Origin of the sequence: Pseudomonas sp. zfem004 (assembly GCF_032621715.1) — a bacterium.
Lineage (GTDB): Bacteria > Pseudomonadota > Gammaproteobacteria > Pseudomonadales > Pseudomonadaceae > Aquipseudomonas > Aquipseudomonas sichuanensis.
This window is the reverse complement of the sequence record NZ_JAVYJF010000017.1, coordinates 122,572-135,210: the sequence shown is the minus strand read 5'-3', so window position 1 is coordinate 135,210 and position 12,639 is coordinate 122,572. Positions and strand designations below refer to the sequence as shown.

Sequence of the window (12,639 nt, the reverse complement as noted above, 5' to 3'; positions counted from 1 at the left end):
GGTGGTGAAGACGAAAGACCCGAAAATTCGCACCTTTCACAAAAGCACCACAAATCACATATCCGAATTAGCCAAGAGTGTTCACAAGACATTCTGGGCAACAGAATTTCTTGACGACCATAGAGCATTGGAACCACCTGATCCCATCCCGAACTCAGTAGAACCACCTGATCCCATCCCGAACTCAGTAGTGAAACGATGCATCGCCGATGGTAGTGTGGGGTTTCCCCATGTGAGAGTAGGTCATCGTCAAGATTCATTTCGCAAAACCCCTATCTGCGCATGCAGGTAGGGGTTTTGTCTTTTCTGCCAGGACGAAATCAGTGCTCCTGGGCAGTGAGCAGCGCCACCCCCTCAGGTGCTGGCATACAGTCCCTCACAATAGTCGTCTCCCACAATTCGAGTCAGAACACTAGAATAGAGCCGACGCATCCATTCAGAACCCTCCTATGCCCAACCCTGTCGATACGCAAGCGCTCGCACAGTTACCCTTGGACGAACTCGTTGCCTGCCACGAGTGCGACCTGCTGATGCGCAAAACGACGCTGCAAAACGACGAGAAGGCCCATTGCCCGCGCTGTGGCTACGAGCTTTATGCCCATCGGCATAATGTCGTTCCTCGCAGCCTGGCACTGGTCCTTACCGCCTTGCTGCTCTATGTGCCTGCCAACTTCTTGCCGATCATGCAGCTGCACCTGCTTGGCCAAACCTCGGACGATACCGTTTGGAGCGGCGTGCTCGGCTTGTACAACACCGGCATGCGCGGCGTCGCCGTGGTGGTGTTCCTGTGCAGCATGGCCATCCCGTTGCTCAAGTTGCTGTGCCAGTTGCTGGTGCTGCTGAGCATCCGTTTTGACCTCGGTCGCAGTTACGGTTTGCTGATCTATCGTATTTATCACCACTTGCGCGAGTGGGGCATGCTCGAGGTGTACTTCATGGGTGTGCTGGTTGCCATCGTCAAACTGGTCGACCTGGCTGAACTGAGTATCGGTCTCGGCCTGTTCTGCTTCATCAGCCTGTTGCTGGTGCAGGTGTGGCTGGAAGTAGTGATGTCGCCGCACCAGATCTGGGTGGCCTTGTCCGGGGAGGATGTCCATGCGGGCGATTGATGCAGGCATTCTGGTCTGCGGTGAATGCCATGAGCTCAACCGCCGCGAGGCAGATACCACGTCGCAGACGTGCACCCGCTGCGGGGCCATTGTCCATGAGCGACGCCCTAACAGCATCGTGCGTACCTGGGCGCTGCTGATCACTGCGATGGTGCTCTATATCCCTGCCAACGTGATGCCGATCATGACAGTCAGTGCGCTCGGGCAGGGCAGCCCCGACACCATCATGTCGGGGGTCATTACCCTGCTCAAGCACGGCATGTTGCCGATCGCCGCCGTGGTATTCATCGCCAGTATCCTGGTGCCCACCTTCAAGCTGGTGGGCATTGCCCTGCTGCTGTACTCGGTGCAGCGCCACCAGCCACTGTCGGCGCGCCAGCGCATCCTCATGTACCGCTTCATCGAGTTCATCGGGCGCTGGTCCATGCTGGATATCTTTGTCATTGCCATCCTGGTGGCGGTGGTGAATTTTGGCCGCATTGCCAGTGTCGAAGCCAACCTGGGCGCTGTCGCCTTCGCCAGTGTGGTGATTCTGACGATGCTCGCAGCCTTAACTTTCGATCCCCGACTGATCTGGGACAACACGGAGTCGGATGACGACCATGAGTGACTTGCCTACGGCTAAAACCCGCCCTGCTTCGAACTGGTCGGCTATCTGGATCCTGCCGCTGATCGCGCTGGCCATCGGTGGCTGGCTGGCCTGGCAGGCCTACCGTGACGCCGGTATCGAAATCCAGGTGCGCTTCGAAACCGGCGAAGGCATAGTCGCCAACAAGACCGAGGTCATTTTCAAGGGCATGTCGGTCGGTAAGGTGACGGGCCTGGAGCTGGATAACAAGGGTGACAATCGGGGCGTGGTCGCCACCATAGAAATGAACAAGGCGGCCGGGCCGCATTTGACCAAAGGCACGCGCTTCTGGCTGGTAAAGCCCAGCGTCAGCCTGGCAGGTATCTCCGGGCTTGAAACGCTTGTCTCAGGTAATTACATCGCCGTGGAACCAGGGCAGGGTGAGCCGACCAAGCGCTTCACCGCGCTCAAGGAAGCCCCGCCGTTGTCCGATGCCGAGCCCGGTTTGCACCTGACCCTCAAGGCCGAGCGCCTGGGTTCGCTCAACCGTGACAGCCCGGTGTTCTACAAGCAGATTCAGGTGGGTCGGGTGAAAAGCTATCGCCTGTCCGAGGATCAGGGCACTGTGGAGATCAAGGTTTTCATCGCGCCCGCCTACGCCAGCCTGGTACGCAAGCACACGCGTTTCTGGAACGCCAGCGGTGTCAGCATCGATGCCGATCTGTCCGGCGTGAAGGTACGCACCGAATCGCTTTCCAGCATCGTCGCCGGCGGTATCGCCTTTGCCACGCCAGAAAATCGCCAGGACAGCCCGCCCACTGATCCAAGCCTGCCGTTCCGGCTGTACGAGGATTTCGATGCCGCCCAGGCGGGTATCCGGGTGAAGGTCAAGCTGAGTGATTTCGAGGGGCTGCAGAAGGGCCGTACCCCGGTGCTGTACAAGGGTATCCAGGTAGGCTCGCTCAAGGACCTGAAGATCGAAGGTGACCTGTCCAGCGCCATGGCGGAACTGACCCTGGACCCACTGGCAGAGGATTACCTGGTCGAAGGGACCCAGTTCTGGGTGGTCAAACCTTCCATCTCGCTCGCCGGTATCACTGGCCTGGAGGCGCTGGTAAAGGGTAACTACATCGCTGTTCGCCCGGGTGAGCCCGGCGCCAAGCCGTTGCGTGAGTTCGAGGCACGGCCCAAGGCGCCGCCGCTTGATCTCAAGGCGCCAGGTTTGCACATGGTGCTGTTCGCCGAAACCCTCGGCTCGCTGGAAGTTGGCAGCCCGGTCATGTACCGCCAGGTGCGCGTGGGCAGCGTGCAGAGCTATCAGTTCGCCCGCAACAGCAAGCGCATCCTGATCGGTGTACACATCGAGAAGGAGTACGCCAACCTGGTCAACGGCTCCACCCGCTTCTGGAATGCCAGTGGTATCACTCTGACTGGCGGCCTCTCGGGGATCCAGGTCAAGAGTGAGTCACTGCAGACCCTTATGGCCGGGGGTATCTCTTTTGATACACCCAAACCCGATGTACCGCTCAAACGGCGTATCCCGCGTTTCCGTCTGCATGAGAGTCAGGAGGCCGCCAACCGTGCCGGCACCCTGGTAACCATTCGCGTGGAGCGTGCCGATGGGCTGAAGCCGGGTACCTCGATCCGCTTCCGCGGGCTGGACGTGGGTAGTGTCGAGAGCGTGGATCTGACCAGCGACCTGCAGGGCGTACTGCTCAGGGCGCGTATTACCCAGGCCGCAGATCGCATTGCGCGAGTGGGGACACAGTTCTGGGTGGTCAAGCCGGCCCTGGGCCTGGTGCGCACCGAGAACCTCGATACCTTGGTGGGAGGGCAGTACCTGGAAGTGTTGCCGGCGCTCAAGGACAAGGGGCCGCAGCGTGACTTCATCGCCTTGGCCGATGCGCCGGAGCTTAAGGGCGAAGAAGTCGGCCTGCCACTGACCCTGAGCGCGCCGCGGCGCGGCTCGATCAAGCCCGGGGTGCCGGTCACCTACCGTGAAGTCGCGGTGGGCAAGGTGGTCGGCTTCGAGCTGGGCCAGACTGCCGACCGGGTACTTATCCACATCCTGATCGAGCCGCGTTATGCCGGCCTGGTGCGCGGAGGCAGTCGCTTCTGGAACAGCAGCGGGTTCGGTTTCGACTGGGGTCTGTTCAAAGGCGCCACGGTGCGTACCGAGTCGCTGGAAACCTTGATCGACGGTGGTATTGCCTTTGCCACGCCGGATGGTGAGCAGATGGGCAACCCGGCGCGGCCGCAGCAGACCTTCGCCCTGTTCGACAAGCCAGAAGATGCCTGGCTGCAGTGGGCGCCGAAGCTGCAGATCGGCAAGTGAGTCAAACCGTGGCGGCGGCGGTTCGCCGCTGCGACTTGCCCCACGATGCAGGCTTCGCAACGTCGGGCACCGGCTTCGCCGGTGTTCGCGGGGCAAGCCCGCTCCCACGTTCCAGCGTTCTAGATGCTTTTCTGCAGGCATAAAAAAACCGACCCTAGGGTCGGTTTTTTCGACAAGAACGTCGCTTAGGCAGCTGCAGCTTCTTTCAGTGCCTTGATGTGGCCATTCAGACGGCCTTTGTGGCGAGCAGCCTTGTTCTTGTGGATGATGCCCTTGTCGGCCATACGGTCGATTACAGGCACAGCCAGAACGTAAGCGGCTTGCGCTTTTTCAGCGTCTTTTGCGTCAATGGCTTTGACTACATTCTTGATGTAGGTGCGAACCATGGAACGCAGGCTGGCGTTGTGGCTGCGACGCTTCTCAGCCTGTTTTGCACGTTTCTTGGCGGAAGGTGTGTTGGCCACCGTCGAGCTCCTCGAAAGACTTTAGGTAAATAGCAAACAAAATAGGCCGCGAATCATGCCGACGAGTCGAACGGATGTCAAGGCCACCTGCAAGGTTCCGCCGAGTGGTGGGTCAACAGGCAGGAAAGATTCCTTTCTGCTACGCGACCTGTAAACTCGGGAATTTTTGGCTCCCCTGCGAAGGCGCGGGAGTATCGCACATTCGGATGCCAACTGGCAGCGTCCTCCGTCCTCTGGCGTGAATCTTTTCGATGAACCTGCTCAAATCCCTGGCTGCGGTCAGCTCCATCACCATGATTTCCCGGGTGCTCGGCTTCGTGCGCGACACCATCCTGGCGCGGATTTTCGGCGCTGGCGTAGCCACCGACGCCTTCTTCATCGCCTTCAAGCTGCCCAACCTGCTGCGGCGGATCTTTGCCGAGGGCGCGTTTTCGCAAGCCTTCGTGCCGATCCTGGCCGAGTACAAGACCCAGCAGGGCGAGGAGGCCACCCGAACCTTCATTGCCTATGTCAGCGGCCTGCTTACTCTGGTCCTGGCACTGGTGACCGTCGTCGGCATTCTTGCCGCGCCCTGGGTGGTCTGGGCCACGGCGCCGGGGTTCGTCGACAATGCCGAGAAGTACGAACTGACCACTTCGCTGCTGCGGGTGACCTTTCCTTATATATTGCTGATCTCGCTGTCTTCGCTGGCAGGCGCCATCCTCAATACCTGGAACCGTTTCAGCGTTCCGGCCTTCACCCCGACCCTGCTCAACGTGGCGATGATTGCCTTCGCCGTTCTGCTCACACCCTACTTCGACCCGCCCATCATGGCCCTGGGCTGGGGCGTGCTGGCCGGCGGACTGGCGCAACTGTTGTACCAGCTGCCCGCGCTGAAGAAGATCGGCATGCTCGTGCTGCCGCGCCTGAACCTGCGCGACGCCGGCGTGTGGCGGGTGCTCAAGCAGATGCTGCCGGCCATCCTCGGGGTATCGGTGAGCCAGATCTCGCTGATCATCAACACCATTTTCGCCTCCTTCCTGGTGGCCGGTTCGGTGTCGTGGATGTATTACGCCGACCGGCTGATGGAGCTGCCTTCGGGGGTGCTGGGCGTGGCCCTGGGCACCATCCTGTTGCCGACCCTGGCCAAGACCTACGCCAACAAGGACCGTGAAGAGTACTCGCGGATTCTCGATTGGGGCCTGCGCCTGTGCTTCCTGCTGGTGTTGCCGTGCACCCTGGCCCTGGCGATTCTTGCCGAACCGCTGACCGTGGCGCTGTTCCAGTACGGCAAGTTCACCGCCTTCGACGCGGCCATGACCCAACGTGCCCTGATCGCCTATTCGGTGGGCCTGCTGGCGATCATCCTGGTCAAGGTGCTGGCACCCGGCTTCTATGCGCAGCAGAATATCCGCACGCCGGTGAAGATCGCGGTGTTCACCCTGGTCTGCACCCAACTGCTCAACCTGGCGCTGGTCGGCCCGCTGGCCCATGCCGGGCTGGCCCTGGCGATCAGCCTGGGGGCCTGCCTGAATGCCGGCTTGCTGTACTGGAAGCTGCGCAGCCAACGGCTGTACACGCCGCAGCCAGGCTGGCTGCTGTTCCTGCTCAAGCTGGTGTTGGCGGTAGGGTTGATGTCGGGCGTGCTGCTGTTGGGCATGCACTACCTGCCGGCCTGGGCGCAGGGCGATATGCTGGCGCGCTTCCTGCGCCTGGGCGGCCTGATCGCGGCGGGTGTGGTCACTTACTTCGGTTGCCTGTACCTGTGCGGTTTCCGCCCGCGGCATTTCGCCCGCAAAGCGCTGCACTGAGGCGCAAAAGGGTCAGGCGTCGGTTTTTCACATTCCACACACCCGGGTGGCGCTGCTGCCTGTCGTCAGCGCCCGGGTGTGGTTATAATCGGCCACTTTATGAGCAAGAAGCGCGTTATGCAGCTGGTTCGAGGTCTTCACAACCTGCGCCCCGAGCACCGGGGCTGTGTCGCCACCATTGGCAACTTCGACGGGGTCCACCGGGGTCACCAGGCGATCCTCGCGCGCCTGCGCGAGCGTGGCCAGGCACTCGGCATGCCCACCTGCGTGGTGATCTTCGAGCCGCAGCCGCGCGAATACTTCGCCCCCGACACCGCTCCGGCTCGCCTGGCGCGCCTGCGCGACAAGGTCGAGCTGCTGGCCGCCGAAGGTATCGACCGGGTGTTGTGCCTGGCCTTCAACCAGCGCCTGAGCAAGCTCAGCGCCGATGAGTTCGTCAAGGCGATCCTGGTCGATGGCCTGGGTGTGCGCCACCTCGAAGTGGGTGACGACTTCCGCTTCGGCTGCGACCGCGCCGGCGATTTCGATTTCCTGGTCGATGCAGGCGCGCGCTACGGCTTTACCGTCGAAGCCGCCAACACCGTGATCCAGGACGGCCTGCGGGTCAGCAGCACCGAAGTGCGCAAGGCCCTCAGCGAAGGCAACTTCGAACTGGCCGCGCACCTGCTGGGCCGCCCTTACCGCATTACCGGGCGCGTGCTGCACGGCCAGAAACTGGCCCGTCAGCTCGGCACGCCCACCGCCAACATCCAGCTCAAGCGCCGCCGCGTGCCGCTGTCCGGGGTCTACCTGGCCAGCATCGAGATCGACGGCAAGCAGTGGCCGGGTGTCGGCAATATCGGAGTACGCCCCACCGTCGCCGGTGACGGGCGTCCCCACCTGGAGATTCATCTTCTGGACTACGCCGGTGACCTCTACGGCCGGCGTCTGACGGTGGAGTTCCACCACAAGCTGCGTGAAGAGCAGCGTTTCGCCTCCCTGGAGGCGCTGAAGTCGGCGATCGACGCGGACATCGCCGCCGCACGTGCCCACTGGCACGCTCAACCGCTAACGAAGAGCCTGAAATGACCGACTACAAAGCCACGCTAAACCTTCCGGACACCGCCTTCCCGATGAAGGCCGGCCTGCCTCAGCGCGAACCGCAGATTCTGCAGCGCTGGGACAGCATTGGCCTGTACCAGAAGCTGCGCGAAATTGGCAAGGATCGTCCGAAGTTCGTCCTGCACGACGGCCCGCCCTATGCCAACGGCAAGATCCATATCGGTCATGCGCTGAACAAGATTCTCAAGGACATGATCGTCCGCTCGAAAACCCTGTCGGGCTTCGACGCGCCCTACGTGCCGGGCTGGGACTGCCACGGCCTGCCGATCGAGCACAAGGTCGAAGTCACCCACGGCAAGCACCTGACCGCCGACCGCACCCGCGAGCTGTGCCGCGAGTACGCCGCCGAGCAGATCGAAGGGCAGAAGACCGAGTTCATCCGCCTGGGCGTGCTGGGTGACTGGGGCAACCCCTACAAGACCATGAACTTCGCCAACGAGGCCGGTGAAATCCGCGCCCTGGCCGAGATGGTCAAGCAAGGCTTCGTGTTCAAGGGCCTCAAGCCCGTGAACTGGTGCTTCGATTGCGCATCGGCCCTGGCCGAAGCCGAAGTCGAATACGCCGACAAGAAATCCCAGACCATCGACGTGGCCTTCCCGGTCGCAGACGACGCCAAGCTGGCCGCCGCCTTCGGCCTGGCCTCGCTGGCCAAGCCGGCGGCCATCGTGATCTGGACCACCACCCCGTGGACCATCCCGGCCAACCAGGCACTGAACATCCACCCCGAGTTCAAGTACGCCCTGGTCGATACCGGCGAGCGCCTGCTGGTGCTGGCCGAAGAGCTGGTCGAGTCGTGCCTCAAGCGCTACAACCTCGAAGGTTCGGTCATCGCCACTGCCCAGGGTTCGGCGCTGGAACTGATCAACTTCCGCCACCCGTTCTACGACCGCCTGTCGCCGATCTACCTGGCCGACTACGTCGAACTGGGCGCCGGTACCGGCGTGGTGCACTCGGCGCCTGCCTACGGTGAAGACGACTTCGTCACCTGCAAGCGCTACGGCATGGTCAATGACGACATCCTCACCCCGGTGCAGAGCAACGGCGTGTACGTCGAATCGCTGCCGTTCTTCGGCGGCCAGTTCATCTGGAAGGCCAACCCGGCCATCGTCGACAAGCTGAGCGAAGTCGGTGCGCTGATGCACACCGAGACCATCAGCCACAGCTACATGCACTGCTGGCGCCACAAGACCCCGCTGATCTACCGCGCCACCGCGCAGTGGTTCGTCGGCATGGACAAGCAGCCCTCCACTGGCGAGCCGCTGCGTGAACGCGCGCTCAAGGCCATCGAAGACACCAAGTTCGTCCCAGCCTGGGGCCAGGCGCGCCTGCACTCGATGATCGCCAACCGCCCGGACTGGTGCATCTCGCGTCAGCGCAACTGGGGTGTACCGATCCCGTTCTTCCTCGACAAACAAACCGGCGAGCTGCACCCGCGCACCGTCGAACTGATGGAAGAAGTGGCCAAGCGCGTCGAGAAAGAAGGCATCGAAGCCTGGTTCAAGATGGACGCCGCCGAACTGCTCGGTGACGAAGCCGGCCAGTACGACAAGATCGCCGACACCCTCGACGTCTGGTTCGACTCCGGCACCACCCACTGGCACGTGCTGCGTGGTTCGCACGACATCGGCCACGCCACCGGCCCGCGCGCCGACCTGTACCTGGAAGGTTCCGACCAGCACCGCGGCTGGTTCCACTCCTCGTTGCTGACCGGCTGCGCCATCGACAACCACGCGCCGTACCGCGAACTGCTGACCCACGGCTTCACCGTGGACGAGAGCGGCCGCAAGATGTCCAAGTCGCTGGGCAACACCATCGAGCCGGAAAAGGTCAACAACACCCTGGGTGCCGACATCCTGCGCCTGTGGGTCTCGGCCACCGACTACTCCGGTGAGATGGCGGTTTCCGAGCAGATCCTGCAGCGCAGCGCCGACGCCTACCGCCGTATCCGCAACACCGCGCGCTTCCTGCTTTCCAACCTGTCCGGCTTCGACCCGGCCCGCGACCTGCTGCCGGCCGAAGACATGCTGGCGCTGGACCGCTGGGCGGTGGACCGTACCCTGCTGCTGCAACGCGAGCTGGAAGAGCACTACGGCGAATACCGCTTCTGGAACGTCTACTCGAAGATCCACAACTTCTGCGTGCAGGAGCTGGGCGGCTTCTACCTCGACATCATCAAGGACCGCCAGTACACCACCGGCGCCAACAGCGTCGCCCGCCGTTCCTGCCAGACCGCGCTGTACCACATCAGCGAGGCGCTGGTGCGCTGGATCGCGCCGATCCTGGCCTTCACCGCCGACGAAATCTGGCAGTACCTGCCAGGCGAGCGCAACGAGTCGGTGATGCTCAACGGCTGGTACCAGGGCCTGAGCGAACTGCCGGCCGACGCCGAGCTTGACCGCGCCTACTGGGACCGTGTGATGGCCGTCAAGGCAGCCGTCAACAAGGAGCTGGAGAACCAGCGCAGCGCCAAGGTCATCGGCGGCAACCTGCAGGCCGAAGTCACTCTGTTCGCCGAAGAGGGCCTGACCGCCGACCTGAACAAGCTCGGCGACGAGCTGCGCTTCGTGCTGATCACCTCCGCCGCCAGCGTGGTGCCGTTCGTCCAGGCCCCGGCCGATGCCGTGACAACCGAAGTCGAAGGCCTCAAGCTGAAGATCGTCAAGTCCGGCCACGCCAAGTGCGGCCGTTGCTGGCACTTCCGCGCCGACGTCGGCAGCCACCCGGAGCACCCGGAAATCTGCGGCCGTTGCGTCGACAACCTGAGCGGTGAAGGTGAGGTGCGCCACTATGCCTAATGCAGCTGGGCGCTTCGGGCGCCTTGCCTGGCTCTGGCTGAGCCTGGTGGTACTGGTCGTCGACCAGGCCACCAAGGTCTACTTCGAAGGGGCATTGAGCCTGTACCAGCAGATCGTGGTCATCCCCGACTACTTCAGCTGGACCCTGGCCTACAACACCGGCGCGGCCTTCAGCTTCCTCGCCGACAGCTCCGGCTGGCAGCGCTGGTTGTTCGCCCTGATCGCCGTGGTGGTCAGTGCCGTGCTGGTGGTCTGGCTCAAGCGCCTGGGGCGCAACGAGACCTGGCTTGCCGTGGCCCTGGCCCTGGTGCTGGGCGGCGCGCTGGGCAACCTGTACGACCGCGTGGTGCTTGGCCATGTGGTCGACTTCATCCTGGTGCACTGGCGCAACACCCATTACTTCCCGGCCTTCAACGTGGCCGACAGCGCCATCACCGTGGGTGCGGTGATGCTGGCGCTGGATATGTTCAAGAGCAAGAAGTCCGAGGAGCCTGTCCATGACTGAGACACGTATTGGCCAGAACACCGAAGTGACCCTGCACTTCGCCCTGCACCTGGAAAACGGCGACACCGTCGACAGCACCTTCGACAAGGCCCCGGCCACCTTCAAGGTCGGCGATGGCAACCTGCTGCCAGGCTTCGAAAGCGCCCTGTTCGGTTTCAAGGCCGGTGACCAGCGCAAGCTGAGCATCGCCCCAGAGAACGCCTTCGGCCAGCACAACCCGCAGAACGTGCAGGTGATGCCGCGCTCGCAGTTCGAAGGCATGGAGCTGTCCGACGGGCTGCTGGTGATCTTCAACGATGCCGCCAACACCGAGCTGCCGGGTGTGGTCAAAGCGTTCGACGACAACCAGGTGACCATCGACTTCAACCATCCACTGGCTGGCAAGACCCTCAACTTCGAGGTGCAGATCCTCGACGTGAAGGCCCTGTGAGCCTGGAGCCGAGCATGCAAATCAAACTCGCCAACCCGCGCGGCTTCTGCGCGGGGGTCGACCGGGCGATCGAGATCGTCAACCGCGCCCTGGAAGTCTTCGGCCCGCCGATCTACGTGCGTCACGAAGTGGTGCACAACAAGTTCGTCGTCGAAGACTTGCGCAGCCGTGGCGCGGTGTTCGTCGAAGAGCTGGACCAGGTGCCGGACGACGTCATCGTCATCTTCAGTGCCCACGGTGTATCGCAAGCGGTGCGCCAGGAGGCAGCCGGCCGTGGCCTGAAAGTCTTCGATGCCACCTGCCCGCTGGTGACCAAGGTGCATATCGAGGTGGCCAAGTACAGCCGCGACGGCCGTGAGTGCATCCTGATCGGCCACGCCGGGCACCCGGAAGTCGAAGGCACCATGGGGCAATACGATGCCAGCAATGGCGGCGCCATCTACCTCGTCGAGGACGAGAAGGACGTCGCCGCGCTGCAGGTGCGCAACCCCGAGCACCTGGCTTTCGTCACCCAGACCACCCTGTCGATGGATGACACCAGCCGGGTCATTGATGCCCTGCGCGCACGCTTCCCGAGCATCGGTGGGCCGCGCAAGGACGACATCTGCTACGCCACCCAGAACCGCCAGGACGCCGTCAAGCAACTGGCCGATGAGTGCGACGTGGTACTGGTGGTCGGCAGCCCCAACAGCTCCAACTCCAACCGCCTGCGTGAGCTGGCCGAGCGCATGAGCACCCCGGCCTACCTGATCGACGGTGCCGAGGACCTGCAGCGCTGCTGGTTCGATGGTGTCGGGCGGATCGGCATCACCGCCGGTGCTTCGGCCCCCGAAGTGTTGGTGCGTGGCGTGATCGAACAGCTCAAGGCCTGGGGCGCCACCGGCGCCGAAGAACTCGATGGCCGTGAGGAGAACATCACCTTCTCCATGCCCAAAGAGCTGCGGGTTCGCTCGCTGATCTGATCAGTCGCCTGCGCAGCGACGTTTTTCGTCGTTGAGCAGGCGTACTCTTCCACTGGGGCTCAGCACCACCTGATACAGGCTGGCCCCGGTGTTGCGCTGGCAGATATGCAGGGTGACACCACCGAAGCCAGACCCCAATGGCGCGCCGCGCCCGCTGAACCTCATTTCCCTTGAATCGCTGGCGACAATCCAGATTGACCTGCCCAGGCGATGTTCGCGCAGCAACTGGCCGTCGCGCTGCAGCGACAGGCGCCAGCCCTTGCCCCAGTCTCCCTCCACTGGCAGTACCAGCACTGCCTGTTGGCGCAGCAGCGCCTGGTTGCGCGCGTCACGCAGCGCCTGCGCCAGCTCCCGCGCAGTCGCAGACTGATACAGCTCTTCGCTGACCTTGCTGTAGGCCGATACCCCCAGGTGCGTCAGAAGGCCGGCCACGGCCAGCGCGCACATCATTTGTATCAGTGTTACGCCCTGTTGCTTCACCGTGCATTCCTCCCAACAAGTGCTTCGCTGAAGCTTCGCGGTCGCCTGGCAGGAGCGCCAGTCGGCCACTTCAGGTAGTGGGCGGGGAAAGATCCCAGGA

Annotated in this window: 11 protein-coding genes and 1 rRNA gene; 10 read left to right on the top strand and 2 right to left on the bottom strand. The window is 62.8% G+C overall.

Translation table 11 applies throughout. The annotated features are described in order from the left end of the window. Positions 1 to 109 precede the first annotated feature (109 nt). The 4 genes from rrf (at position 110) to RTH46_RS18955 (ending at position 4,012) form a co-directional block, all read left to right on the top strand. Positions 110 to 255, top strand: a 5S ribosomal RNA gene (gene rrf, locus RTH46_RS18970). Positions 256 to 449: 194 nt separating this feature from the next. After that, positions 450 to 1,109 (top strand): paraquat-inducible protein A, encoded by a 660-nt coding sequence (locus RTH46_RS18965; protein ID WP_153788182.1) that lies wholly within the window; start codon positions 450 to 452, stop codon positions 1,107 to 1,109. Beyond that, a complete protein-coding gene (locus RTH46_RS18960) occupies positions 1,096 to 1,719 on the top strand; it encodes a paraquat-inducible protein A (RefSeq protein WP_153788180.1) in 624 nt (207 codons plus the stop codon). The genes RTH46_RS18965 and RTH46_RS18960 overlap by 14 nt, the downstream gene beginning before the upstream one ends. After that, entirely contained in the window at positions 1,712 to 4,012 is a 2,301-nt protein-coding gene (locus tag RTH46_RS18955) for a PqiB family protein (RefSeq protein WP_279845241.1), read from the top strand. Before RTH46_RS18960 ends, RTH46_RS18955 begins: the two co-directional genes overlap by 8 nt. A gap of 185 nt (positions 4,013 to 4,197) precedes the next feature. Here RTH46_RS18955 and rpsT read toward each other — a convergent pair whose 3' ends face one another. Beyond that, a complete protein-coding gene (gene rpsT, locus RTH46_RS18950; protein ID WP_003247625.1) occupies positions 4,198 to 4,476 on the bottom strand; it encodes a 30S ribosomal protein S20 in 279 nt (92 codons plus the stop codon). A 251-nt stretch (positions 4,477 to 4,727) separates the two neighbouring features. Here rpsT and murJ point away from each other — a divergent pair, with 251 nt between their 5' ends. The 6 genes from murJ (at position 4,728) to ispH (ending at position 12,059) form a co-directional block, all read left to right on the top strand. Next, positions 4,728 to 6,266 carry a murein biosynthesis integral membrane protein MurJ gene (gene murJ, locus RTH46_RS18945; RefSeq protein WP_316906350.1) on the top strand — a complete coding sequence of 513 codons (1,539 nt, stop codon included), beginning with the start codon at positions 4,728 to 4,730 and terminating at the stop codon, positions 6,264 to 6,266. A 117-nt stretch (positions 6,267 to 6,383) separates the two neighbouring features. Beyond that, positions 6,384 to 7,334, top strand: a complete 951-nt coding sequence (gene ribF / locus RTH46_RS18940) for a bifunctional riboflavin kinase/FAD synthetase (protein WP_279845239.1) — start codon at positions 6,384 to 6,386, stop codon at positions 7,332 to 7,334. Continuing rightward, positions 7,331 to 10,162: an isoleucine--tRNA ligase gene (gene ileS / locus RTH46_RS18935; protein WP_316906349.1), complete on the top strand. Its 2,832-nt coding sequence runs from the start codon at positions 7,331 to 7,333 to the stop codon at positions 10,160 to 10,162. The genes ribF and ileS overlap by 4 nt, the downstream gene beginning before the upstream one ends. Then, positions 10,155 to 10,667, top strand: coding sequence for a signal peptidase II (gene lspA / locus RTH46_RS18930; RefSeq protein WP_110991777.1), 513 nt, complete (start codon positions 10,155 to 10,157; stop codon positions 10,665 to 10,667). Before ileS ends, lspA begins: the two co-directional genes overlap by 8 nt. Then, positions 10,660 to 11,097 (top strand): peptidylprolyl isomerase, encoded by a 438-nt coding sequence (locus RTH46_RS18925; RefSeq protein ID WP_110991776.1) that lies wholly within the window; start codon positions 10,660 to 10,662, stop codon positions 11,095 to 11,097. Before lspA ends, RTH46_RS18925 begins: the two co-directional genes overlap by 8 nt. A gap of 14 nt (positions 11,098 to 11,111) precedes the next feature. Then, on the top strand, positions 11,112 to 12,059 hold the full coding sequence (ispH, locus tag RTH46_RS18920) for a 4-hydroxy-3-methylbut-2-enyl diphosphate reductase (protein ID WP_316906348.1): 948 nt from the start codon (positions 11,112 to 11,114) through the stop codon (positions 12,057 to 12,059). Here ispH and RTH46_RS18915 read toward each other — a convergent pair whose 3' ends face one another. Next, positions 12,060 to 12,539 carry a GspH/FimT family pseudopilin gene (locus tag RTH46_RS18915; protein WP_316906347.1) on the bottom strand — a complete coding sequence of 160 codons (480 nt, stop codon included), beginning with the start codon at positions 12,537 to 12,539 and terminating at the stop codon, positions 12,060 to 12,062. Between the last annotated feature and the right edge of the window lie 100 nt (positions 12,540 to 12,639).

What these genes read in the sequence shown, in the direction of transcription:
- RTH46_RS18965 (WP_153788182.1), top strand. Translation starts at nt 450, where the DNA reads ATGCCCAACCCTGTCGATACGCAAGCGCTCGCACAGTTACCCTTGGAC.
- RTH46_RS18960 (WP_153788180.1), top strand. Translation starts at nt 1,096, where the DNA reads ATGCGGGCGATTGATGCAGGCATTCTGGTCTGCGGTGAATGCCATGAG.
- RTH46_RS18955 (WP_279845241.1), top strand. Translation starts at nt 1,712, where the DNA reads ATGAGTGACTTGCCTACGGCTAAAACCCGCCCTGCTTCGAACTGGTCG.
- murJ (WP_316906350.1), top strand. Translation starts at nt 4,728, where the DNA reads ATGAACCTGCTCAAATCCCTGGCTGCGGTCAGCTCCATCACCATGATT.
- ribF (WP_279845239.1), top strand. Translation starts at nt 6,384, where the DNA reads ATGCAGCTGGTTCGAGGTCTTCACAACCTGCGCCCCGAGCACCGGGGC.
- ileS (WP_316906349.1), top strand. Translation starts at nt 7,331, where the DNA reads ATGACCGACTACAAAGCCACGCTAAACCTTCCGGACACCGCCTTCCCG.
- lspA (WP_110991777.1), top strand. Translation starts at nt 10,155, where the DNA reads ATGCCTAATGCAGCTGGGCGCTTCGGGCGCCTTGCCTGGCTCTGGCTG.
- RTH46_RS18925 (WP_110991776.1), top strand. Translation starts at nt 10,660, where the DNA reads ATGACTGAGACACGTATTGGCCAGAACACCGAAGTGACCCTGCACTTC.
- ispH (WP_316906348.1), top strand. Translation starts at nt 11,112, where the DNA reads ATGCAAATCAAACTCGCCAACCCGCGCGGCTTCTGCGCGGGGGTCGAC.